This window comes from Saccharopolyspora hordei (genome assembly GCF_013410345.1).
Classification (GTDB): domain Bacteria; phylum Actinomycetota; class Actinomycetes; order Mycobacteriales; family Pseudonocardiaceae; genus Saccharopolyspora; species Saccharopolyspora hordei.
The window spans coordinates 875,450-899,303 of sequence record NZ_JACCFJ010000001.1; the positions used below are offsets into that span (position 1 = coordinate 875,450).

21 protein-coding genes and 1 tRNA gene are annotated in these 23,854 nt (G+C 70.0%); 17 read left to right on the forward strand and 5 right to left on the reverse strand.

Features of this window, described 5'->3' with window-relative positions; genetic code table 11:
- Positions 1-68 precede the first annotated feature (68 nt).
- A complete protein-coding gene (locus HNR68_RS04080) occupies positions 69-992 on the forward strand; it encodes an LCP family protein (RefSeq protein WP_343049923.1) in 924 nt (307 codons plus the stop codon).
- A gap of 54 nt (positions 993-1,046) precedes the next feature.
- Here HNR68_RS04080 and HNR68_RS04085 read toward each other — a convergent pair whose 3' ends face one another.
- Positions 1,047-1,484 carry a carboxymuconolactone decarboxylase family protein gene (locus tag HNR68_RS04085; protein ID WP_179717768.1) on the reverse strand — a complete coding sequence of 146 codons (438 nt, stop codon included), beginning with the start codon at positions 1,482-1,484 and terminating at the stop codon, positions 1,047-1,049.
- A gap of 302 nt (positions 1,485-1,786) precedes the next feature.
- Between HNR68_RS04085 and HNR68_RS04090 the strand changes: the two genes are divergently transcribed.
- Positions 1,787-2,185 (forward strand): SSI family serine proteinase inhibitor, encoded by a 399-nt coding sequence (locus tag HNR68_RS04090; protein ID WP_179717771.1) that lies wholly within the window; start codon positions 1,787-1,789, stop codon positions 2,183-2,185.
- A 543-nt stretch (positions 2,186-2,728) separates the two neighbouring features.
- Here the strand turns inward: HNR68_RS04090 and HNR68_RS04095 are convergent.
- Positions 2,729-2,802, reverse strand: a tRNA-Gly gene (locus HNR68_RS04095).
- A gap of 80 nt (positions 2,803-2,882) precedes the next feature.
- On the opposite strand from HNR68_RS04095, the gene dcd reads away from it, so the two are divergent.
- A complete protein-coding gene (gene dcd / locus HNR68_RS04100; RefSeq protein ID WP_179717773.1) occupies positions 2,883-3,464 on the forward strand; it encodes a dCTP deaminase in 582 nt (193 codons plus the stop codon).
- A 201-nt stretch (positions 3,465-3,665) separates the two neighbouring features.
- Positions 3,666-5,075, forward strand: a complete 1,410-nt coding sequence (locus HNR68_RS04105) for a sugar porter family MFS transporter (protein ID WP_179717775.1) — start codon at positions 3,666-3,668, stop codon at positions 5,073-5,075.
- A gap of 328 nt (positions 5,076-5,403) precedes the next feature.
- Here the strand turns inward: HNR68_RS04105 and HNR68_RS04110 are convergent, their stop codons facing one another.
- On the reverse strand, positions 5,404-7,626 hold the full coding sequence (locus HNR68_RS04110) for a (Fe-S)-binding protein (protein WP_179717777.1): 2,223 nt from the start codon (positions 7,624-7,626) through the stop codon (positions 5,404-5,406).
- 379 nt (positions 7,627-8,005) lie between these two features.
- Here HNR68_RS04110 and HNR68_RS04115 point away from each other — a divergent pair, with 379 nt between their 5' ends.
- The 8 genes from HNR68_RS04115 to HNR68_RS04150 all read left to right on the forward strand — a co-directional run bounded on the left by HNR68_RS04115 (position 8,006) and on the right by HNR68_RS04150 (position 14,808).
- Complete coding sequence (locus HNR68_RS04115; protein ID WP_179717779.1) at positions 8,006-8,449, forward strand: DUF1707 SHOCT-like domain-containing protein; 444 nt, start codon at positions 8,006-8,008, stop codon at positions 8,447-8,449.
- 80 nt (positions 8,450-8,529) lie between these two features.
- A complete protein-coding gene (locus HNR68_RS04120) occupies positions 8,530-8,853 on the forward strand; it encodes an SMR family transporter (protein ID WP_179717781.1) in 324 nt (107 codons plus the stop codon).
- On the forward strand, positions 8,850-9,467 hold the full coding sequence (locus HNR68_RS27365) for a TetR family transcriptional regulator (protein ID WP_179717783.1): 618 nt from the start codon (positions 8,850-8,852) through the stop codon (positions 9,465-9,467). The genes HNR68_RS04120 and HNR68_RS27365 overlap by 4 nt, the downstream gene beginning before the upstream one ends.
- 100 nt (positions 9,468-9,567) lie before the next feature.
- A complete protein-coding gene (locus HNR68_RS04130) occupies positions 9,568-10,407 on the forward strand; it encodes a DUF4097 family beta strand repeat-containing protein (RefSeq protein ID WP_179717785.1) in 840 nt (279 codons plus the stop codon).
- Between the two features lie 190 nt (positions 10,408-10,597).
- On the forward strand, positions 10,598-12,463 hold the full coding sequence (dnaK, locus tag HNR68_RS04135; protein ID WP_179717787.1) for a molecular chaperone DnaK: 1,866 nt from the start codon (positions 10,598-10,600) through the stop codon (positions 12,461-12,463).
- Entirely contained in the window at positions 12,460-13,164 is a 705-nt protein-coding gene (gene grpE, locus HNR68_RS04140; protein ID WP_179717789.1) for a nucleotide exchange factor GrpE, read from the forward strand. The genes dnaK and grpE overlap by 4 nt, the downstream gene beginning before the upstream one ends.
- Before the next feature lie 25 nt (positions 13,165-13,189).
- Complete coding sequence (gene dnaJ / locus HNR68_RS04145) at positions 13,190-14,350, forward strand: molecular chaperone DnaJ (RefSeq protein ID WP_179717791.1); 1,161 nt, start codon at positions 13,190-13,192, stop codon at positions 14,348-14,350.
- 68 nt (positions 14,351-14,418) lie between these two features.
- Positions 14,419-14,808, forward strand: a complete 390-nt coding sequence (locus tag HNR68_RS04150) for a heat shock protein transcriptional repressor HspR (RefSeq protein ID WP_179717793.1) — start codon at positions 14,419-14,421, stop codon at positions 14,806-14,808.
- A gap of 202 nt (positions 14,809-15,010) precedes the next feature.
- On the opposite strand, the gene HNR68_RS04155 is transcribed toward HNR68_RS04150, so the two are convergent.
- Entirely contained in the window at positions 15,011-16,114 is a 1,104-nt protein-coding gene (locus HNR68_RS04155) for an FAD-binding oxidoreductase (RefSeq protein ID WP_246330637.1), read from the reverse strand.
- A 301-nt stretch (positions 16,115-16,415) separates the two neighbouring features.
- Between HNR68_RS04155 and HNR68_RS04160 the strand changes: the two genes are divergently transcribed.
- The 5 genes from HNR68_RS04160 (at position 16,416) to HNR68_RS04180 (ending at position 21,989) form a co-directional block, all read left to right on the forward strand.
- Complete coding sequence (locus tag HNR68_RS04160) at positions 16,416-17,204, forward strand: pyridoxamine 5'-phosphate oxidase family protein (RefSeq protein ID WP_343049925.1); 789 nt, start codon at positions 16,416-16,418, stop codon at positions 17,202-17,204.
- A 115-nt stretch (positions 17,205-17,319) separates the two neighbouring features.
- The gene (locus HNR68_RS04165) at positions 17,320-17,802 is read left to right on the forward strand and encodes a MarR family transcriptional regulator (RefSeq protein WP_179717797.1); all 483 of its coding nucleotides are present in this window, start codon (positions 17,320-17,322) and stop codon (positions 17,800-17,802) included.
- Positions 17,803-17,971: 169 nt separating this feature from the next.
- A complete protein-coding gene (locus HNR68_RS04170) occupies positions 17,972-18,463 on the forward strand; it encodes a MarR family winged helix-turn-helix transcriptional regulator (protein ID WP_179717799.1) in 492 nt (163 codons plus the stop codon).
- A 71-nt stretch (positions 18,464-18,534) separates the two neighbouring features.
- Positions 18,535-21,057, forward strand: coding sequence for an MFS transporter (locus HNR68_RS04175; RefSeq protein WP_345236767.1), 2,523 nt, complete (start codon positions 18,535-18,537; stop codon positions 21,055-21,057).
- Positions 21,058-21,137: 80 nt separating this feature from the next.
- Complete coding sequence (locus tag HNR68_RS04180; protein ID WP_179717803.1) at positions 21,138-21,989, forward strand: YceI family protein; 852 nt, start codon at positions 21,138-21,140, stop codon at positions 21,987-21,989.
- Positions 21,990-22,142: 153 nt separating this feature from the next.
- Here HNR68_RS04180 and HNR68_RS04185 read toward each other — a convergent pair whose 3' ends face one another.
- The gene (locus tag HNR68_RS04185; RefSeq protein ID WP_179717805.1) at positions 22,143-23,705 is read right to left on the reverse strand and encodes an alanine/glycine:cation symporter family protein; all 1,563 of its coding nucleotides are present in this window, start codon (positions 23,703-23,705) and stop codon (positions 22,143-22,145) included.
- Positions 23,706-23,854: the final 149 nt, after the last annotated feature.

A 23,854-nucleotide genomic window follows, 5' to 3' on the forward strand; every position in this document is an offset into this window, starting at 1 on the left:
GCGCAGCGCCGGCTCCCTACCGGAGGCCCGCGCCGCGCCGTCGACGGGGTCGCCGAGGGTGGGCCCTGGTGCTGCTCGCGCTGGTCCTCTTCCCGTTGGTGTTCGGCGGATGGCTCTGGTTCCACGTCGACTCGACGATCAACCGCATCAGCGCCTTCCCGGACTACGACGGCAGACCGGAGGCCGGCGCGGGGGAGAACTGGCTCATCGTCGGCTCCGACAGCCGGGAGGGCCTCGACCCGGAGACGGCCGCGAACCTGCACGTCGGCGACGCCGACGGGCAGCGCACGGACACGATCATGATCGCGCACCTGCCGGACAACGACACCCCGCCGACGCTGATCAGCCTCCCGCGGGACTCCCACGTCCCGGTGCCGGGCCACGGGCGGACCATGATCAACGCGGCGTTCGCCCTCGGCGGTCCGGAAATGCTGGCGGAGACCGTGGAACGGGCGACCGGGCTGCGCATCGACCACTACGCGGAGATCGGGTTCGGCGGCTTCGCCGGTGTGGTCGACGCGGTGGGCGGTGTCGAGATGTGCCTGGAGCAGGAGATGCACGACACCAAGACCGGCCAGACGCTGCCCGCGGGCTGCAACCGGCTGAGCGGTGAGCAGGCGCTGACGTTCGTCCGCATGCGCTACAGCGACGCCACACCGCGCTCGGACCTCGACCGGGTCGCCAACCAGCGCGAGTTCATCGGCGCGCTGGTCTCGGAGGCCGCGAGCGCGGGCACGCTCCTCAACCCGTTCACGACCTACGCGCTGGCCGACAGCGGCGCGGAGGCGCTGACGATGCTGGAGGAGGACGGTCCCGGTGACCTGCTGTCGCTGGCGTGGGCGATGCGCGGGATCTCCTCGGGCGAGGTGGTGACGACGACGGTCCCGCTCACCGACGCCACCGCGCACCGCTGGGACAAGGAGAAGGCCAGCGAGCTGTTCGAGGCGGTCGGCAACGACCAACCGATCCGCCCGGAGCTGATCACCGAGTGACCGCGGTCGTGAGTGGAGAAGCCGGTTGGGGGCGGCTTCTCCACTCACGAGCCCTCACCGGCGCGGCGGCCGCTTCTCCAGTGGCATTGCGATGAGGTTGAAGGCGTTGATCAGCGCGACCTGTGCGACGGGGTGTCCGAGCTCGGCCTCGTCCGGGAACGCCGCGCGCAGCGAGTCCCACAGCTCGTCGGTGATGTGCTCGCGGCGGGTCGCGGCCTCGGCGTAGGTGAGCGCGGCCCGTTCCCGCTCGTCGAACAGCTCCGACTCCTGCCAGACCGGCAGCTGGAGCAACCGGTCCTGGTCTTCCCCGAGCTCCAGCGCTTCCCTGCTGTGCTTGTCGACGCAGAACACGCACCCGTTGATCTGCGAGACGCGGAGCTTGACCAGCTCGCGCACGGTCGCGTCCAGCGGTCCCTCCTGGATGGCCGCGTCGGCCTGCAGGAAGTTCGCGTACGGCTCGGCGGCGGTCTTGCTGAGGTCCAGTCGTGCCATGGTGTCCTCTCCTGTCGGTGTTGTGCACCGGGGAGACGGGGCGCGGGACTGGAACGTGACAGGGCGCCGGGATGGTCACGCGATGAGACCGTTCGGCCGAACCCTGACGAGGTCTTGACCAAAGAGATCGCCCTGTTGGGCTAACGAGGACTACCCCAGGTAGTCCACTAACGTCGCCGTATCACGTCGTTGCGGAAGCGGTGCGGCGCAACGAATTTCGCGATCCGCGTTCCGCCGGTCCGGGCCGGCTCCGCCCAGCGCCCGTGCTTCCGCGATCCCCCGACTGGAAGGCAGGAACCGCAGTGCTGAAGCAGATCCGCCGCGTGCTGTTGACCACCGCTCTGATCGCCGGGGGCGTGGTGGCCTCCGCGACGATGGCCCCGGCGCAGGGCAACGCCCCCAGCGTGCTGCACCTCTCGGTGGGCCCCGAGGGGAAGGCGGCGCAGCGCATGACGGTCTTGGAGTGCCACCCGGCCGGTGGCGCCCACAAGTTCGCGCAGAAGGCCTGTGACGACCTCGAGAGAGTGCAGGGCGACTTCCGCCAGATGAACGTGAACCTGGCCCGCGCCTGCACCATGGAGTACGCGCCGGTGACCGCCACGCTCGAAGGCACGTGGCGCGGGAACCAGGTCAACTACACCAAGACCTACCCCAACTCCTGCGTCCTGCAGAACGAGACCGGCGTCGTCTTCGACATCTGACCCGCACCGCGTGGCCGGCGGGCGCCACGACGGGGCACATCCCGCCGGGGCACCCGCCGGCCGCGCGGCCGGAACGGCCGTTCCCGCCACGTAGTCCGGTGCGCCAGCGTCGCGGACGCGCCTCTGCCCGGGGCACTGTTCGTCGGGTACCCGAGCGGTTGTCTCGGCTCGGCACGCACAGGGCCGTGTGCTCGCTCAGTGCGAATTCGTCGGAACTGACGCGGTGCGCACCGTGGCGGAAGGGACAGCGGACCTGTTCCGGGCCCGCTTCCGGTGGGCGATGCGCTCTTCAGCTCCGCTGAGCTGGGAACAGGTTGCGGAGCCGTCCCGAGAGCTCTCGCGCACGCGGAGCGAGCTGCACGAAGCGATCCGCAGGGATTTGCGTGTCGAGCCCCATGAAGACGGGTTGAGGACCGCCGCGGCTGGATCGCGGATCGCCCCGCGCCGATCCAGCTGCGCGTGAGCAGTGCGCCGTTGGCGTGAGATGGCAGAAGGGGTGCTCCCAAAGCCGGGAGCACCCCTTCTGACCTGCTAAGACTCTGTTGGAGCGGATGACGGGAATCGAACCCGCGTTCTCAGCTTGGGAAGCTGATGTTCTACCATTGAACTACATCCGCGCCACCTCCCGTGGGAGGCGACGACAGCTTAACACGGTGGGGCGCGAAGATCGTAGCGGGGTCCCCAGTAGGCTGTGGGCGTGTTGCTGAGTGACCGGGACCTGCGCAAAGAGCTCGACGAGGGGCGCCTCGAACTCGATCCGTTCGACGCCGGGATGATCCAGCCGTCGAGCATCGACGTGCGGTTGGACCGCTTCTTCCGGGTCTTCGACAACACCCGGTACACCCACATCGACCCGTCGAAGCAGCAGGACGAGCTCACCTCGCTGGTGGAGACGCCGGACGACGACCCGTTCGTGCTGCACCCCGGCGAGTTCGTGCTCGGGTCGACCTTCGAGTCCGTGCGGTTGCCGGACGACCTGGCCGGGCGGTTGGAGGGCAAGTCCTCGCTGGGCCGGCTCGGTCTGCTCACGCACTCCACCGCGGGGTTCATCGACCCCGGCTTCACCGGGCACATCACCCTCGAGCTGTCCAACGTGGCGAACCTGCCGATCACGTTGTGGCCCGGGATGAAGATCGGGCAGCTGTGCCTGTTCCGGCTGTCGAGTCCCGCCGACCACCCGTACGGGACGAAGGAAGCCGGCTCGCGCTACCAGGGTCAGCGGGGGCCGACGCCGTCCCGGGCCCACCTGAACTTCCAGCGCACCGAGACCAAGCGGTGACCGTCCGCAATCACTCCTGATCTCCATCTTGCCTGATCGTGGCGTAGATCACCGGTCCACCCGTGAACCTTGGTGACGGTGAGCTACTTCACCCTGAATCGAACAAGTCAAGTAGGGGTTCAGAACTTACGATCCCCTGCGCCCGGCGTTCTGGAACGATTCGCAACGGAGCGGTCGACGTGCGGGCAGCAGGAGTACTCGATGTCCGCAACGCAGGCGCGTGCCTCGGGCGCTGCCACCGAGCACCTCGGGCACGTGGTGATGATCGCCGGGGCTGCGGCGCTCGGCGGATTCCTCTTCGGCTACGACACGTCCGTGATCAACGGTGCGGTCGACGCCATCCAGCAGCACTTCGACGTCGGCCCCGCGCTGACCGGGTTGACCGTCTCCTCCGCGCTGCTCGGCTCGGCCGTCGGCGCCGGGATCGCCGGCGGGCTGGCCGACCGGGTCGGCCGGATCCGGGTCATGCAGCTGGCCGCGATCCTGTTCATCATCAGCGCCGTCGGCTCGGCCGTGCCCTTCGCGATCTGGGACCTGGCGCTCTGGCGCGTGGTCGGTGGCGTCGCCATCGGCATCGCCTCGGTGATCGCGCCCGCCTACATCGCGGAGGTGGCCCCCGCCGCCTACCGCGGGCGGTTGGCCTCGCTGCAGCAGCTGGCGATCGTGCTCGGGATCGCCATCTCGCAGCTGGTCAACTACGCGCTGGCGCAGGCCGCCGGGGGCAGCGCGTCCGGCACGCTCGGCCCGCTCCAGGCCTGGCAGTGGATGCTCGGCGCGGCGGCGGTGCCCGCGGTGGTCTACCTCGTGGTCGCCTCGACGATCCCCGAGTCCCCGCGCTACCTGGTGGCCGTCGGCGAGCTCGACCGGGCGCGGGAGGTCCTGTCGCAGGTCGAGTCCGGTGACCCGGACGAGAGGGTCGCCGACATCGAGGCGGCGCTCGGCGGCGAGCACAAGCCGCGGCTGAGCGACCTGCGCGGGCGGTTCGGGCTGCTGCCGATCGTGTGGGTCGGCATGGCCATCGCCGCGCTGCAGCAGTTCGTCGGCATCAACGTGATCTTCTACTACTCGTCGTCGCTGTGGCACTCGGTCGGCATCGACGAGAGCAGCTCGCTGCTGCTGAGCCTGTTCACGTCGATCGTCAACATCATCGGCACCTTCGTGGCCATCGCGCTGGTGGACAAGATCGGGCGCAAGCCGCTGCTGGTGATCGGCTCGGTCGGCATGGCCGTGTCGCTGGCCGTGACCGGGTGGGCGTTCAGCTTCGCCGAGGTCGTCGGTGACGAGGCGCAGCTGCCGTTCCAGTGGGGTGCGGTGGCGCTGGTGTCGGCGAGCGCGTTCGTGCTGTTCTTCGCCGCCTCGTGGGGCGTGGTGATGTGGGTGCTGCTGGGCGAGATGTTCCCGGCGCGCATCCGCGCCGCTGCGCTGGCGCTGGGCACCGCGACGAACTGGGTGGCGAACTGGCTGGTGACGGTGAGCTTCCCGAGCATGCGGGACTGGAACCTGCCGGTCACCTACTTCCTCTACGCCGCGTTCGCGCTGGTCTCGGTGGTGTTCGTGGTGAAGTACCTGAAGGAGACCAAGGGGCGCACCCTGGAGGAGATGGGCAGCTGACCCCAGGCGTCGAGCGAGGGCGGTCCCGGACCGGGGCCGCCCTCGCTGTCGTTCTGCGCGAGGTCGTGAGTGCTCAGGCCGCTTCCAGCCGGTCTCCGCGCTCACGATCACGCGCCCGGGTGAGGTCGTGGCAGGAGCGTGGCGGGTGTGGAGCGGTGTGTGCGGTGCTGGGGGTGTCGGGTCGGGTCGTGAGTGCTCAGGCCGGTTGGAGCCGGTCCTCGTGCTCACGACCTCGGGTGGGGTGAGGCCTTCGGCGCCTGTGGAGCCGTCTGAGACGTGGCAGGGCCCCTCCAGGCGTGGCCTGGAGGGGCCCTGCGAGGTGGATCCGTCAGCTGCTGGTGGCTGCGGTGTCCTCGGAGTCCTGCTTCTCACCGCGCTTGACGGCGCTGAGCAGGAGCTGGGCGACGTCGACGACCTCGACCGACTCCGAGGCGACCTTCTCGCTCTGGCGAGCGGTCAGGCCGTCCGAGAGCATGACCTTGCAGAACGGGCAGCCCGTCGCGATCTTCGACGGCGCGGTGCCCAGCGCCTCGTCCACGCGCTCGATGTTGATGCGTTTGCCGATGCGCTCCTCCATCCACATCCGGGCACCACCGGCGCCGCAGCACATCGCGCGGTCGGCGTGCCGCGGCATCTCCCGGAAGGTGGCGCCGGAGGCGCTGACCAGGTCGCGCGGCGGCGTGTAGACCTTGTTGTGGCGGCCGATGTAGCACGGGTCGTGGTAGGTGACGTCCTCGGCGACCGGCGCCACCGGGGTCAGGCGCTTCTCGCGGACGAGCTTGTTGAGCAGCTGGGTGTGGTGGACGACCTCGTAGTCGCCGCCCAGCTGCGAGTACTCGTTGGCGAGGCTGTTGAAGCAGTGCGCGCAGGTGGCGACGATCTTGCGCTTGCCCGGCTCACGCCCCTCGAACACCGAGTTGAGCACCTCGACGTTCTGCTGGGCCAGCATCTGGAAGATGAACTCGTTGCCCGCGCGGCGAGCGGGGTCGCCGGTGCAGGTCTCCTCCGGGCCGAGCACCACGTACTTCACGCCGGCGATGTGCAGCAGCTCGGCGACGGCCTGGGTGGTCTTCTTCGCGCGGTCCTCGAAGGCGCCGGCGCAGCCGACCCAGAACAGGTACTCCACGTCGTCGGCCAGTTCGCCGTCGAAGACCGGGACCTCGAAGTCCAGGCCCTCGGTCCAGGCCAGCCGGTCCTTGGCGTTCTGGCCCCACGGGTTGCCCTTGTTCTCCAGGTTCTTGAACATCCCGCCGAGCTCGGTCGGGAAGTTCGACTCGATCATCACCTGGTAGCGGCGCATGTCGACGATGTGGTCGACGTGCTCGATGTCCACCGGGCACTGCTCCACGCACGCACCGCAGGAGGTGCACGACCACAGCACGTCCGGGTCGATGACGCCCATCTCCTCGGGGCCGCCGACCAGCGGGCGCTCGGCCTCGGCCAGCGCCAGCGCGTCGATCTTCGCGAGCTTCTCCTCGGCGCCCTCACCGGTGATGCCGACCTCGTCGCCGGCCATGTCCTTGCGGCCACCGGCCAGCAGGTAGGGGGCCTTGGCGTAGGCGTGGTCGCGCAGCGAGGTGATCAGCAGCTTCGGCGACAGCGGCTTGGCGGTGTTCCACGCCGGGCACTGCGACTGGCAGCGACCGCACTCGGTGCAGGTGGTGAAGTCCAGCCAGCCCTTCCAGGAGAAGTCCTCGATCTTGCCGGCGCCGAACACGTCGGTGTCCGGGTCGGCCTCCTCGAAGTCCAGCGGCTTGCCCGCGGACATCATCGGCTTGATCGCGCCGAGCGCGACGTCACCGTCGTCCTCGCGCTTGAAGTAGATGTTGAAGAACGCCGAGAAGCGGTGCCAGGCGATGCCCATCGTCATCGTCCGCGCCACCACGATGAGCCAGACCGTGGCGCTCATCAGCTTGATGAACGCGAACACCGACACCAGGTCCGGGCTCGCCGGCAGCAGGGCGCCGACCGGGCCGGAGACGAACTCGGCCCACAGCGGCACCTCGTGCACGCCCAGCGCGGACTTCGCGGCGCGCACGCCCAGGATGCCGATGCCCTCGATCAGCACGACGGCTTCGATGAAGTACGCCCAGGCGAAGTTCGAGCCCTGGAAGCGCGACAGCCGGTCCGCGCGCCGCGGGTGGTTGCGCTGCCGGATCCCGATCAGCACCAGGATGCCGACCACGGTGCCCACGCCCAGGACCTCCATCAGGAAGTGGAAGATCGCCAGGTCGTCCAGCACCGGCCAGCCCCAGGTGGGGACGAACACCTCGCCGTAGGCCTCGAACAGGGCCAGCGACCCGAGCAAGAAGCCCCACATCACCAGCCAGTGCCACACACCGACGTTGCGGAACTTGTTCATCCGCGTGTGCGCGGCGAACTCCTTGACCACGGTCGCCAGCCGAGCCAGCACCGGGCCGTTGCGGGTGCTGTCTGGCTGCCCCAAGCGGATGATCCGCACGAACCGGGCAATGGTCAGGGCGAACATGCTCCACGCGACGACGCCGAGCGCGACCGAGATCACTCCGAGCGTGATCTGAACAGCACCCATGCTCGCGGCCTCCTGTTTCGAGGGGGTAGTCCGTTCGGGCAGCGTACGCCCTGTTACCCGCCGGTAACTACAGGGGCTGTGCGCTTGGTGGGAACAGAGGGTGATTCTGCGAGAACGTCGAGCCGAAAACTAGTTGTGCGATTGTCCATGTTTGTCCGGTAGTCTGGCACCGGTCCGTGCCGGACGCGCGCGGCGTCGGTGCAGCTGGTGTCCGGGTTGTTCCTGTTGACGGCTGCGGCGGCGGTGACGGCCGGCGTCGCCGGTCGCGCGCCGTGCGGGCCGCCCGGGGCGGGATCGCGGAGCCGGTGCGATTTTCGCCACGTTGTTCAAGGGTGTGAACGATGCGTTCGGCCACACCGAACGGTTCAGGGGGTCGGTGATGACTGGGGCGGACAGAGGGTCGATGCGGGCGGCGGACGGCGACCGGGACGCCGTGGCCGAGCGGCTGCGGGCCGCGCTGGACGAGGGACGGCTGTCGCTCACGGAGTACGACGAGCGCCTGCGGCGGGCCTACGCCGCCACCACGTTCGGTGAGCTCGACCCGCTCGTCGCCGACCTGCCCGAGCCGTCCCGGCAGGTCGCCCAGCGCGAGGACGCTCAGCGCAGGGAGGTCAAGCGCCGCCAGGTCAAGCGACACCAGGTCAAGGAGTGGCGCGACTGGGCCGGCGTCAGCGTCATCCTGACCGGGATCTGGCTGGTCACCTGCATCGCGTCCGGTCAGCTGGAGTTCTTCTGGCCGGTCATCCCGATGGGCATCTGGGCCGCGGTGAACGTCAGCGACCTGATCTTCGGCACCGGGAGGTCGAAGAGCTCCGACGACTGATCCACGTCCGTGCGCGGCGGGGCAGAGGTGCGCCCTGGAAGTTGAACGATCGTGCAATTTTTCGGGAAGGGGTTCCGGGCGTGGCCTACCTGGTCCTGGCGGTGGCGATCCTCAGCGAGGTGCTCGCCACGGTGTCGCTGAAGCTGTCCGAGGGGTTCAGCAAGCCCCTCCCCTCGACCCTGGTGGTGGTCGGGTACCTGGTGGCCTTCTCCGCGCTTGGCTCGGTGCTCAAGCTGGGGCTGCCGGTCGGCGTCGCCTACGCGATCTGGGCGGGCGCGGGGGTCGCGCTGGTGGCCGTCATCGGCACCGTGTTCCTCGGTGAGTCGATCAGTGCGCTGCAGGTCCTCGGCCTCGTGCTCATCATCGGCGGTGTCGTCGCGCTGGAGCTCGGAGGTGCGCAGTGACCCAGCCGCGTCACCGCCTCGACGAGGAGACCGACGGTCGCCGGCTCAAGGGCGAACGCCGTCGGCGCGCCATCATCGACGCGGCGCTGCGGGTGGTCGCCCGCGACGGGGTCGCGGCGGTCAGCCACCGCAACATCGCGCGCGAGGCCGGGGTGCCGCCGGCCTCCATCGGCTACTACTTCGACGGCATCGACGACCTGCTCGTGGCCGCGCTGATGGAGAGCTGCGAGACGCTCATCGCGCAGGTGGAGCAGATCGTGGAGCGGGTCCACGAGCGCACCGCGTGGCCCCGGGTCATCGCCGAGCACCTGGCGGGGCTGGTGCGCGAGCACCGCGAGCGCACGCTCGGCGAGTACGAGCTGTACCTGCTGGCGGCCCGCCGCCCGGCGCTGCGCCCGGCCGCGCGGCGCTGGATCGAGGCGGCGTCCAGCTTCGTCACGGGGCCCGGCGGCCAGGCGCCGGACCCGGGGATCCTCAAGGCCTTCTTCGCGGCGATCGACGGCATCCTCATGCAGGCCCTCATCGCCGACGAGCCGCCCACCGCCGACGACCTCGAACCGGTGCTCCGCTTCCTCGTCCAGCCCGTCGACTACCTGGGGGCGGGCCAGGTCTGAGCGTCTCCGGGTTCGTTCCGGGGTGTCCCCGATGTCGAGCCCGGGTGCCGTGCGTAGCGTCATCGTCACTCGTTGTCGGCGGCACCAGGGGGAACGGACGATGGCTCGGCTGGGACTCGCGATCGGCGGCGTGGCGCTCGTGCTGCTCGGCGGTGCCGTGGCGGCCTGGGGAGCGCTGGACCGCGACGAGGAGCGCACCGACCCGGTGGCGGGCATCGGGCGCGTCGTGCTCGACGGCGGGTCCGGGTCCGTCGAGGTCCGGTACGCCCCGGGCGGGCGCGGTCAGGTCACGCAGCACGTCCAGCGGTGGGGGCTCGCGGCCTGGGGCGACGGTGACGAGGCGGGGCACCGCGTCGAGGGCGACACCCTGGTGCTGGACGCCGGCTGCGGGTGGAACTGCAGCGTGTCCTACCAGGTCACGCTGCCCACGCCGGTGCCGGTCGAGGGCGAGCTCGACTCCGGCTCGCTGAGCGCCGTGGGCATGCGGTCGGTGCGCGCCGAGTTCCGCTCCGGTTCGGTCGACGCGCGGGAGGTCTCCGGGCCGGTGGACGTGCGCACCGGGTCGGGGTCGGTGCACCTGGCCGGCGTCGACGGCCCGGTGACCGTGCGCACCCGCTCCGGGAGCATCGACCTCGCCGACGTCGCGGGGCGGGTCGAGGCGAAGGCGGGCAGCGGGGGGATCAGCGGCGCCGACCTGCGCGGCGCCGAGGTCGTCGTGGAGACCGGGTCCGGGCAGATCGAGCTGCAGCTCACCGGGCCGCGCAGCGCCGAGGTCACCACCGGCAGCGGTGGCATCGACCTCACCGTGCCCGCCGACCGCTACCGGGTGGAGACCGACACCGGCAGCGGCGGCGTGGACGTCGACGTGGTCCAGGACCCGGCCGCCGAGAAGCGGCTGGTGCTCTCCACCGGCAGCGGTGACGTCCGCGTGCGTTCCTGATCGACCTGTGTCACCCGTCACTCCGGGGAACCCGGGTGGCCGCCCACGCGTTGCCCTGGCAGAAAGCTTGAGCGAACTGCGCTCAACCCGATTGACGGCGTTGATGTGCAGTGGGTAGAACGTGAGTGGGCAAGGCTCAGGGCCGCGTGGCTGCTGGGCGCACAGGCAAGCAAGTCGGGAGGAACCAAGCATGGCGCGAGCGGTCGGCATCGACCTGGGGACGACCAACTCCGTCGTTTCCGTCCTGGAGGGCGGTGAACCGACGGTGATCGCCAACTCCGAGGGCTCGCGGACCACGCCGTCCATCGTGGCCTTCGCGAAGAACGGCGAGATCCTCACCGGTCAGCCTGCGAAGAACCAGGCGGTCACCAACGTGGACCGCACCATCCGGTCGGTCAAGCGGCACATGGGAACCGACTGGAAGAAGAAGATCGACGACAAGGAGTACACGCCGCAGGAGATCAGCGCCCGCGTGCTCATGAAGCTCAAGCGGGACGCCGAGGCCTACCTGGGCGAGGAGGTCACCGACGCGGTGATCACCGTCCCGGCGTACTTCGAGGACTCCCAGCGCCAGGCCACCAAGGAGGCCGGTCAGATCGCCGGCCTGAACGTGCTGCGCATCGTCAACGAGCCGACCGCGGCCGCGCTGGCCTACGGCCTGGACAAGGGTGAGAAGGAACAGACCATCCTGGTCTTCGACCTCGGTGGCGGCACCTTCGACGTCTCGCTGCTGGAGATCGGCGAGGGCGTCGTCGAGGTGCGGGCCACCAGCGGTGACAACCACCTCGGTGGTGACGACTGGGACGAGCGCATCGTCGAGTGGCTGGTCGACAAGTTCAAGTCCTCGAACGGCATCGACCTGACCAAGGACCGCATGGCCATGCAGCGGATCAAGGAAGCCGCGGAGAAGGCCAAGATCGAGCTGTCCAGCTCGTCCACCGCGAACATCAACCTGCCCTACATCACCGTCGACGCGGACAAGAACCCGCTGTTCCTGGACGAGACGCTGTCCCGCGCCGAGTTCCAGCGGATCACCTCCGACCTGCTGGAGCGCTGCCGCAAGCCGTTCGAGGCCGTGCTGCGCGACTCCGACACCAAGGTCAGCGACATCGACCACGTCGTGCTGGTCGGTGGTTCGACCCGCATGCCGGCGGTGACCGACCTGGTCAAGGACCTGACCGGCGGCAAGGAGCCGAACAAGGGCGTCAACCCGGACGAGGTCGTGTCCGTGGGCGCCGCGCTGCAGGCCGGTGTGCTCCGCGGTGAGGTCAAGGACGTCCTGCTGCTGGACGTCACCCCGCTGTCCCTGGGCATCGAGACCAAGGGCGGCATCATGACCAAGCTGATCGAGCGCAACACCACGATCCCGACCAAGCGCTCGGAGACCTTCACCACCGCGGACGACAACCAGCCGTCGGTGCAGATCCAGGTCTTCCAGGGCGAGCGCGAGATCGCCGCGCACAACAAGAAGCTCGGCATGTTCGAGCTGACCGGCATCCCGCCGGCCCCGCGCGGCGTGCCGCAGATCGAGGTCACCTTCGACATCGACGCCAACGGCATCGTGCACGTCTCGGCGAAGGACAAGGGCACCGGCAAGGAACAGTCGATGACCATCACCGGCGGTTCCGCGTTGCCGAAGGAAGACATCGAGCGGATGGTCAGGGACGCCGAGGCCCACGCCGAGGAGGACAAGAAGCGCCGCGAGGCGGCGGAGACCCGCAACCAGGCGGAGACGCTGGTCTACCAGACCGAGAAGATCTTCAAGGAGAACGACGAGAAGCTGCCCTCGGAGGTCAAGGACAAGGTCAAGTCCGCGGTCGACGAGGTCAACGAGGCGCTCAAGGGCGAGGACGTCTCCGCCATCTCCGCCGCGGTGGAGAAGCTGGCCACCGAGTCGCAGGCCCTCGGCCAGGCGCTCTACGCCGACGCCGGTGCGAACGCGGCCGCCGGTGCGGGCGCTGGTACCGCGGGCGACGCCACCACGGACTCCGGGTCCGGCTCGGACAACGTGGTGGACGCCGAGATCGTCGACGATGAGGACGAGAAGAAGAAGTGACGGCGGATCGGTCCGAGATGTCCAACGACGAACGTGAGCAGGAACCGGTGGTGGTCCGGGACCGGCGTCGCATAGACCCGGAGACCGGCGAGCGCCGGACCCCTGCTCCCAACGGAGAAGAGGCGCAGGTGCCCGACAGCATCTCCGGCACCCTCGAGGACGAGGCCGCCGGTGCCGAGGAAGCGGCGGAGCCCGAGTCCGCCGGCGACGCGGCCCAGGGTGGGTCCGCCGGCCTGCAGAAGCAGGTCGACGAGCTCACCGCCGACCTCAAGCGGGTCACCGCGGAGTACGCGAACTACCGCAAGCGGGTGGAACGCGACCGCGAGGCGGTGATCGCCGCGGCCAAGGCCTCGGTGGCCAACGACCTGCTCACGGTGCTGGACGACCTGGAGCGCGCCGAGGCGCACGGTGACCTCACCGGCGCCTTCAAGGCCGTGGCCGACAAGCTGGTCGCGACCTTGAACTCGGCCGGCCTGGAGGCGTTCGGCGCCGAGGGCGACGAGTTCGACCCGTCCGTCCACGAGGCGGTGCAGCACAGCACCTCCCCGGACGTGAGCGGGCCGACCGTGACCACCGTGCTCCGGCGCGGCTACAAGTTCGGCGACCGCGTCCTGCGGCCGGCGATGGTCGCGGTCACCGACCACGAGCCGGAGTCGGCGGAGGGCGAGTCCGCCGACGAGGACCAGACCGAGCAGGGTTGACCAGGAGCGAGAGGAGGGGCGTCCGGTGAGTGCCCGGGAATGGCTGGACAAGGACTTCTACGCCGAGCTGGGCGTCTCCTCCGACGCTTCGCAGGAGGAGATCAAGAAGGCGTACCGGAAGCTGGCCAGGGAGAACCACCCGGACGCCAACCCCGGCAACGCCCAGGCCGAGGCCAAGTTCAAGGCGGTCTCGGAGGCCTACGGGGTGCTGTCCGACCCGGAGAAGCGCAAGCAGTACGACGAGGCCCGCAGGCTGTTCGGCTCCGGCGGCTTCGGCGGGGGCCAGGGCGGCTTCGGGGGCTTCGGCGGACCGGGCGGCTTCGACCTCGGTGACCTCTTCGGCGGTGCGGGCGGCGCAGGCGGCCTCGGCGACCTGTTCGGCGGGTTGTTCGGCGGCCGCCGTCCCGGGGCCTCCACGGTCAACCGGCCCAAGCGCGGTGCCGACGTGGAGACCGAGGTCCGCATCGACTTCACCGAGGCGGTGCGGGGTGCCACCGTGCCGCTGCGGCTGTCGAGCCCGGCGACCTGCCCGACCTGCCGCGGGACCGGCGCCAAGCCGGGCACCCGGCCGCGCACCTGCACCACGTGCGCCGGTGCGGGGCTGGTGACCCGCAACCAGGGTGCGTTCGCGTTCAGCGAGCCCTGCCCGGACTGCCGGGGACGCGGCCAGATGATCGACAGCCCGTGCCCGGACTGCGCCGGCGAGGGCGTCAGCACCCGCACCCGCACGCTGACGGTGCGGATCCCGGCCGGTGTCTCCGACGGGCAGCGGATCCGGCTGGCGGGCCAGGGCGAGCCCGGTCGGCAGGGGGCCGCCTCCGGTGACCTCTACGTCGTGGTGCACGTCAGCCCGCACCGGGTGTTCGGACGTTCCGGTGACGATCTGACGATCACGGTGCCGGTGACCTTCCCGGAGTTGGCGCTGGGCACTACGTTGACGGTGCCGACCCTGGACGGGAAGGTCAAGCTCAAGGTCCCCGCCGGGACCAGCAGCGGCCGCACGTTCCGGGTGCGCGGCAAGGGCGTGAGCAAGAAGGACGGCAGCAGCGGGGATCTCCTGGTCACGGTGCAGGTCTCGATCCCGTCCAAGTTGGACGGGAAGGCGGTCGAAGCGCTCGAGGACTACGCGAAGGCGACCGCTGACCACGATCCGCGCCGGGAACTGAACGAGCTGCTCGGGAGGTAGTCATGGCTGGTGGCCGCTCAACCGGTCCGGGCTTCGGCTTTCCGCCGGGAGCCGACGAGGACACCCCGATGTTCGTGATCTCAGTGGCTGCCCAGCTCTCCGGCCTGCACGCGCAGACGCTGCGCAGCTACGACCGGCTGGGCCTGGTGTCGCCGGGACGGACACCGGCGGGCGGCCGCCGCTACTCCCTCCGGGACATCGCGCTGCTGCGCGAGGTCCAGCGGCTCTCCCAGGAGGAGGGCGTCAACCTCGCCGGGATCAAGCGGATCATCGAACTGGAGAACGAGGTCGACACGCTGCGGGCCAAGGTCCAGGAGCTCACCGAGGAGGTGGCCGCGGCGCACGCGGCGGCGGAGCAGGCGGCGGCCCAGATCCACGCCTCCTACCGCCGCGACCTGGTCCCGGTCCGCCAGGAGACCGCCCTGGTCGTCTGGAAGCCGAACCGCGGGAAGCGCTGACGCCCAGCGCACCGACCCCACGCCCCCACGCCACGGGCGCCGACCCCACCGGGGACGGAGCCCCGGCGTCGGGGGCGTTCCTGTTCGCGCGGAACCGCGCCCTGCGCACCGGGTGGCAGGCGCGGTCCGGCCCAGGACTGTCCCGACGCGGACGCGCTGTGCCCGCGACCCGGGGTGCCTGCGCGGGCCGGGTCCCGGAGGGTCAGTCGATGGTGAAGGGGTCGTAGCGGATGTGGTCGAGGGGGGTTCCGGCGACCAGCATCCGGGAGACCGTCGCGCGGATCATCCCCGGGGAACCGCTGACCAGGACGTCCCAGTCCTGCCAGGCGCCGTAGCGGGTCACCACGTCGGGCAGCGTGCCGTGCTCGACGTTGGTCAGCTCCGGCTCGTCCTCCAGCACCGGCGTGATCGTCAGCCACGGGTTGTGCATCGCGATGTGCTGGAGGTTGGGCAGGTCGTAGAGGTCCTCGCGGGTCCGGCCGCCGTAGAACACCTGGACCCGCGGGTTCTCCCCGTACTGGGCCAGGTCGTCGATGATCGCCCGCATCGGCGCGATCCCGGTGCCGCCGGCGATCATCAGGACGTCCGGCGACTCCTCGCGGTCCACCGTCATCCGGCCCATCGGCGCACCGATCCGCCACTGGTCGCCCACGTGCGCGTGCGCGACCAGCGCCCGGCTCACCCAGCCGCCCTCGACCGCGCGCACGTGGAACTCCATGATCCCGTCCTCGGCGGGCGCGTTCGCCGGGGTCAGGTACCGCCACAGCCGGGGGCGCTGCGGCGTCTCCACGCTCACGTACTGGCCGGGCAGGTACGGCACCGGGTGGTCGGTCTGGACCCGGATGATCGCGACGTCCCAGTTCAGCCGCTCGTGGTGGATGACCTCGCCGTTGTACCAGGCGGGGCCGTCGTCGGCGGCGGCCGCCTCGGTCATGGCCGAGGCCATCACCGTGTAGGCCTCCGCCCAGGCCCGCTCCACCGTGTCGTTCCAGGCGTCACCGGCGTGCCGCTTGATCGAGGCCAGCAGCGCGGTGCCCACCGCCTCGTAGTGGTCGGCGACCACGCCGAACTTGCGGTGGTCGCGGCCCAGCTGGTGCAGGAACGGCAGCAGCTCGTCCGGCTTGTCCACCATCTGGATGACGTGCACGAGCGCGCGCAGCAGGCGGCTGCGCTGCACCTCCATGTTGACCGCGAACAGCTCGCGGGTGGCCGGGGAGAGGCTGAACAGCATCCCGTAGAAGAACTTGGCGACCTCGTCGAGCTGCGGTTCGACGACCTCGAAGGTCTCTCGGATCAGGCGAACCATCTTGCTCACACCGGAAGACGGCTCGCGGTTCGGGGGTGGTCCGGGGCTCAGTACGGCGTTCGCAGTCATGGTTCGGGTGCAGTCTTCTCCAGGTTGGCGATTCCCCGAGATGGGGCACCGCTACTTGGTGCTTGCGTCCCCCGACACTGGGCTGACCCTAACTCCTGGGTCGGGGAGCGTCTGCCTTGATGCCACTTTTGAGTGCTTCTTAACTACTACTGGTCAATAGTGCATCAGTCGGACGGGGGAACCTAGTATCCACCTCTGTGAGTGGAGAGGAAGGCGTGACACGGTGACCCGCGTGAGCCCCGACCACCCGACACCGTCCGGCACCGCTGACGAGGCGCTGCTCGGCCTGGAGCTGTCCGACCCGCCTGCGCGCCCCGAGAACCCGCAGGTCACCACGCCGCTCCAGGAGAACGTGCTCGAGCCCTGCGACCCGTTCGCGGAAGAGGACCGCCCGGTGCCGCTGCCCGGGTCGGCCGGGGAACACCTCCTGCAGCGCGCCTACGGCACCGAGAAGCGGGCCCGCAGGTTCTACGACGACCAGGTGCTGGACCACCTCAACGACGAGATGAAGGCGTTCATCGGGCGGATGGAGCTGGCCTTCGTGGCCACCGCCGACGCCCGCGGCGAGTGCGACTCCAGCCTGCGCGCCGGCCCGCCCGGCTTCATCCAGGTGCTCGACGACCGCCACCTCTGCTACCCCGAGTACCGGGGCAACGGCGTCATGGCCAGCCTCGGCAACATCAGTGAGAACCCGCACGTCGGGATCTTGCTGGTGGACTTCGTCACCGACCTGATCGGGCTGCACGTCAACGGCGGGGCCCGCATCGTCGAGGACGCCGACCTGCGCGCGGTCCACCCCACGCTGCCCTCCGAGTTCGACCGCGGCCGCACTCCCGAGCGGTGGGTGGTGGTCCAGGTCGAGGAGGCCTACATCCACTGCCGCAAGCACATCCCGCGGATGGTCCCGGTGCTGCGCCAGCGCTCCTGGGGCACCGACGACGTCAAGCGCAAGGGCGGCGACTACTTCTCCGCGAAGGGCACTCCGCGGCCGTGGCACCGCGTCGAGGTCTCGGCCGGCTGATCGCCCCGGAAGCTCCCGGCGGACCCATGTCTAGAGTGGGGCGAAACGGACTAACGTGGGGCCTGGGCCTGATCGAGGCGCCGGGTGCGCCTGTCGGGGCGCGGGCGGGAGAGCTGTGATCGAGCAGGACGAGGCGCGGGCGACGGACGCGGGGCGCGAGGAAGGTGCGGACCGGCGCGCCGCGGCGGAGACCGTCGAGCGCGAGCTGGTGATGATGTTCCGCCGCGCCCGCAACCTCTCGACCACGGTGGCGGCGCACGTCCACCCGGACCTGGACCCGGCGTCGTACAGCCTGCTGCTGATGATCGACGACGCGGGCCCGCTGCGCGGCATGGACGTCGCGGACCGCACGGGCCTGGACAAGTCGACGGTGAGCCGCCAGATCGCGACCCTGGTCGACCTGGACCTGCTGGAGCGCGTGCCCGACCCGGACGACGGGCGGGCCCGTCTCATCCAGCTGTCCGAGCTGGGCCGCGAGCGCCTGGCCCAGGTGCGCGCGGAGCGCAGCAAGCACCTCCACGGCCAGTTCGCCAACTGGTCCACGCAGGACCTGAAGGACCTCGCCCGGCTGCTCGGCAAGCTCAACGACATGACGTGAGCGGCCGCGCGCCCGCCGCGGTCTCCGATCTCCGCCCTGGTCAGGGTCGCTGAACCGTTCTCGCCCGCGCCGCGGGCTCCGGGGGTGCCGGGGGTCACACCGCGACAAGTTGCGTGCTACAACCAAGTGAGATTATGGTTGCGTGCAGCAACTAAAGGATTGGGTGCGCATGGGACCGACACTCGAGACCTGCGGTGAACTGCTGCGCCCGCTCCGGGCGCTGATGGGGCTCAAGCAGATCGCGTATCAACGGGGGCACTTCACCGACCAGGTGCCCTACGCCGCGGCGGGGTTGCTCACCGAACTCGTGTTCCGCGGCGAATGCCGGGCTTCCGAACTCGCCCACCACCGCTTCGTCGACGCCTCGGTGGTGAGCCGGCAGGTGGCCCAGCTCGAACAGGCCGACCTGATCAGTCGTCGGCCCGACCCCGCGGACCGGCGGGTGTCGCTGCTGCGCGCTACACCGGAAGGTGAGCGCGCGGTGGCCGAACTGGAACGGAAGAAGGCGGCGTGGATCGCCGAAGCACTGGGGGACTGGGAGGACGAGAAGGTCCGCGCCCTCACCCAGCTGCTGGGGGAAGCGACGGACGACATCCGCCGCCGCACGATCGACGAGGGAGTCTGCCACGCAGGCTCTTCGACCAGGGAAGGAACTCGATGACCAGCTCGACGGAGGCGGTGCAGGACGCACCGGCCCGGCGGGGTGCGAGTGGATCAGCCGAGGGTGCGCCGATGACGCACCGGCAGGTCATGAACGCGATGTACGGGCTGATGTTGGCGCTGTTGGTCGCCATCCTCAGCTCGACGATCGTGTCCAACGCGCTGCCGCGCATCATCGCCGACCTCGACGGCACCCAGGGCCAGTACACCTGGGTGGTCACGGCGATGCTGCTGACCTCCACCGCGTCCACCCCGATCTGGGGCAAGCTCTCCGACCTGTTCAGCAAGAAGCTGCTCTACCAGCTGGCGATCGTGATCTTCACGGCCGGCTCGGTGGCCGGCGGCTTCGCGCAGTCGATGGAGACGCTGATCGGCTTCCGGGCCCTGCAGGGCATCGGCATGGGCGGCCTGCAGGCGTTGATCCAGGTCGTGATCGCGGCCATGGTCTCCCCGCGTGACCGCGGCCGCTACAGCGGTTACATCGGCGCCACGTTCGCGGTGGCCACGGTCAGCGGCCCGCTGGTCGGCGGTGTCATCGTGGACACCTCCTGGCTGGGCTGGCGCTGGTGCTTCTGGGTGACCGTGCCGATCGCGGTGATCGCGTTCATCGTGCTCGGCCGCACGCTGAAGCTGCCGGTCGTCAAGCGGCCGGTCAAGATCGACTGGTTCGGCGCGCTGTTCCTGGTCGGCGGCGTCAGCCTGCTGCTGGTGTGGGTCTCGCTGGCCGGCAAGTCGTTCGACTGGTGGTCGCCCGAGACCGCGGCCTACGTCGGCGGCGGCGTGGTCGCGCTGGTCGTCGCGGTGATCATCGAGGCCAAGGTCAGCGAGCCGATCGTGCCGCTGGGCATGTTCCGCAACTCCACGGTCACGCTGGCCACCATCGGCACCGTCGCGGTCGGCACCGCGATGTTCGGCGGCGCGGTGTTCCTGGGCCAGTACTTCCAGATCTCGCGCAGCATGACGCCCACCGAGGCCGGGCTCATGACGCTGCCCATGGTCGGCGGCATGTTCCTGTCCTCGACGATCTCCGGTCAGGTGATCTCGCGGATCACCGGCAAGATCAAGCCGTTCCTGATCGGCGGCTCGATCGTGATGATCGCGGCGATGTACCTGCTGAGCACCATGGACCACGAGACCGACCTGGTGCTGGTCGGCTGCTACCTGTTCCTGATGGGCACCGGCGTCGGCATGCTCATGCAGAACCTGGTGCTGGCGGTGCAGAACGCGACCAGCGCGAAGAACATGGGGTCGGTGACCTCGGTGGTCACCTTCTTCCGGACCCTGGGCGGTTCGGCGGGTGTCTCGGTGCTCGGTGCGGTGCTGGCCACCCGCGTCACGGACTACATCGTGGAGGGCCTGTCCGCCATCCCCGGCGCCGCGCAGGCGGCCGGTGGCGGCGGCAGCTCCAGCCTGGACGTCGGGAGCCTGCCCGAGCCGATCCAGGTCATCGTCCGGGCCGCCTACGGCGACGCGATCGGTGACATCTTCTTCATCTCCGCCTGCATCGCGGTGGTCACCTTCGTGGCGGTGCTGTTCCTGAGGGAGACGCCGCTGCGGACCACGATCGACAGTCACGAGGAAAGGGAGGCGGTGGCGGTGGCCGCGCACGAGGACGCTGTGGACAACTTCACCCGTCCTGTGGACAAGTCGTCGGTGACCAGCGCCGCGGTCCACGGCTCTCCGCAGGTCGGTGACGCCGACCAGCGGACCGTCCGGATGTCCGCCGAACCTGTGGACAACCCTGTGGACCGGCGCTCCGAGGCCTGGTCAGAGCCGGTGTCGCCGCGTCCGTACGCGACCAACGGCAAGCACCTGGCGGGCGACATCGGCGGCGACGGCCTGTACGTGCACGGCGTCGTGCAGGACTCCGTCGGCAGCCCGGTGCCCGGGGTGGCGCTCACCCTCACCGACGCCAACGGGCGGCAGGTGGAGCGGGCGCGCACCGACCAGGACGGCCAGTTCCAGATGGGCGTCACCCACGGCGGCACCTACGTGCTCATCGCCTCCGGCGGCAGCTACCAGCCCACCGCGTCGATGGTGGTGGTCGGGGACCGCCCGGTGCGCCACGACGTCCAGCTGCTCGGCGCCGGCGGGCTCGCCGGCCTGGTGCACGTCGGCGGCGTCGGGGTCAGCGGCGCGATGGTGGTGCTCACCGACGTGCGGGGCGAGGTCGTGGCGTCCACGGCGACCTCCGCGGACGGGCACTACACCTTCAGCGACCTGGTCGGCGGCTCGTACGCGCTGACCGTCACCGCGCCGAACTACCGCCCGGTGGCCAACTCGGTGACCGTGACCGACGGCGAGCAGACCACGGTGGACGTCGCGCTGCAGAGCGGCGCGCAGCTCACCGGCGTGGTCCGGTCGGCCAACCTCGGGGTCGCGGTGCCGGACGCGCGGGTGACCCTGCTGAACTCCAGCGGCGCGGTCGTCGGCGCGGCCACCACCGACATCGACGGGCACTACACCTTCACCGACCTGCCGGACGGTGAGTACACGGTGATCGCCACCGGCTACCCGCCGGTCGCCACGTCGGTGCGCCTCAGCGGTGAGCAGAGCACGCACGACGTCGAGCTCGGTTACCCGGAGACCGACTGAGCGCGGTGGGGCGGGCGGGTTCCGCGCCCGCCCCACCAGCGCGCACCCCGATCTTGACGTTCTTCGAGGAGATGTTTCGGATGGACTTCGGCCAACAGCAGGTCGGGACGACTGGCGTTGGTGCCGGGAGCGGTGCGGTCACCGCGAACGTGCGCGGCACCGACGGCTGGCCGGTCCCGGAGGCGGTGCTGACCGTCATCGACGGCACCGGCACCCAGGTCGCGCGCGTGCAGGGCGACGCGCAGGGTTCGGTGGTCGCCACCGGGCTGGAGTCCGGCACCTACACCGCGATCGTCACGGCGGTGGGGCACGAGCCGGTCGCGCGGACCACGCTGGTGCACGACGGGGCCGCCGCCACGCTCGGTGAGGTGGAGCTGCGGCGCGTGGGCGGTGCGGACCTGCCCGCGCCGGGGTTGTGGCGCATCGACCCGGTGCACTCGTCGATCCAGGCCACCGCCCGGCACCTGGGGATCAGCAGCATCCACGGGCGGTTCAACGAGTTCTCCGGGGAGATCCGCATCGGCAGCCCGATCGAGACCTCCACGGTGCAGGCGACGATCGTCGCGGCCAGCATCGACACGGCCAACTCGATGCGCGACGACCACCTGCGCAACCCGGACTTCCTGGACGTGGAGCGCTACCCGGAGATCACCTTCCGCTCCACCGCGCTGCGCCCGCGCGGCGGCGACCGCTGGGACCTGGACGGCGAGCTGACGCTGTGCGGCGTGACCCGCCCGGTGCGGCTGGACACCCGCTTCTCCGGGGTCGGCCCGGACCCGTGGGGCGGCACGCGGGCCTCGGCGACGGCGACGACCCAGCTCCGTCGCGAGGACTTCGCGATGAACTTCAACCAGGCCCTGCAGACCGGCATCGCCGCGATCGGCACCACCCTCAAGGTGGAGATCGACGTCCAGGCGGTCCGCGAGGACTGACGCCTCACCCGGCTGGAACGAGGTGAAGGGCACCTTCCGCCGACCAGGTCGGTGGGAGGTGCCCTTCACGCTCGTGGAGGGTGGTTCACCGCCGCGCCGCGACCGGGGGTGGTGCGATCCCGGTGCGGGGCGCAGGTCCGGTGGGGTGGGTCGTCAGAGCTTCTCGAGCTTGCGGACCTCCCCGGTGCGGAGCTTCTCGCGGTAGGCCGCCAGCTCGCGCTTCACCACCGGGATCATGATGTAGAGCCCGATGATGTTGAACAGCGCCAGCGCGAACAGCACCGCGTCGGCGAAGTCGAGCACGCTGCCCAGCGTCAGCACCGAGCCCACCACGGTGAACACGCAGAACAGGACGTTGTAGACCCGCTCCTTGGCCTTGCTCTTGCCGAACAGGTACAGCCAGGCGCGCTGGCCGTAGTAGCCCCAGGTGATGATCGTGGAGATCGCGAACAGCGCCACGGCCAGGGTCAGCACGTACGGGAACCACGGCAGCACGGTCGCGAAGGACTCCGAGGTCACCGTGACGCCGTCCGGGGTGTCGCCGCCGTTGAGCACCGTCTGCTGCGCGTCGGTCCAGAACTGCGTCTTGGCGATGACGATGGTCAGCGCCGTCATGGTGCAGACGACGACGGTGTCGATGAACGGCTCCAGCAGTGCGACCAGGCCCTCGGTGACCGGGTGCTTGGTCTTCACCGCCGAGTGCGCGATCGGTGCCGAGCCGAGCCCCGCCTCGTTGGAGAACGCGGCGCGCTGGAAGCCGACGATGAGCACGCCGATGAGCCCGCCGAACCCGGCCTCCGGGGTGAACGCGCCGGAGATGATGTCGCCGACGGCGCCGGGGACCGCGTCGTAGTTGACGCCGATGACGGTGAGGCCGGCCAGCACGTAGATCACGGCCATGGCCGGGACCAGGCGGCTGGTGACCGCGCCGATGGACTTGATCCCGCCGATGATCACCGCGCCGATCAGCACCGCCAGCAGGACGCCGAAGACCAGCGCCGCGCCGTCGGAGCCGAGCAGGCCGGTGTCGCCGCCGGTGACGTCGCGCAGCTGCGCGAAGGTCTGGTTGGCCTGGAACATGTTGCCGCCGGCGATGGCGAAGAACAGGATCATGATCGCGGCGAGCACGCTCAGCACCTTGCCCAGCGAGGCGCCGAAGGCGTTCGGGATGCGTTCCGCGATGCCCTTGCGCAGGTAGTGCATGGGCCCGCCGGAGACGACGCCGTCGGCGTCGATCTCCCGGTACTTCACGCCGAGGGTGCACTCGACGAACTTGGTGGCCATGCCGAGCAGGCCGCAGACGATCATCCAGAAGGTCGCACCCGCGCCGCCGACGGTCACCGCGACGCCGACGCCGGCGATGTTGCCGAGGCCGACGGTGCCGGACAGCGCGGAGGCGAGCGCCTGGAAGTGGTTGATCTCGCCCGGCTCGGAGTCGTCGGTGTACTTGCCGCGCACCAGGTCGACGGCCAGCTTGAACGACCGGACCTGGATGAACCCGAAGACCACGGTGAACACCGCGGCGGCGATGACCAGCCAGGCGACGATCCACGGGAAGGTCACCCCGAAGACCGTGAGCTCGCCGAAGACGACGTTGGAGAACGCCTCGCTGACGGGGTCGAAGACGCTGTTGATCGTGTTCTCGATGCCGGAGAGCGCTCCGCCCTCCTCAGCGGCCAAGACGTGCGGACCGTCCGGTCCTGTGCTGAAGGTCATGGCAGTTTAGCTAAATCGAGTGAAATGTCGCCAACAAGTCATCCGTGTGACTTTGTCTGGGATCGAGACCTGTCCGTGTCCTGCGTCACGTCCTATCCTTGAGTGGAACCCGCTCAACTTTTCTTACGTTGGTCATGTGGAAGAGCCCG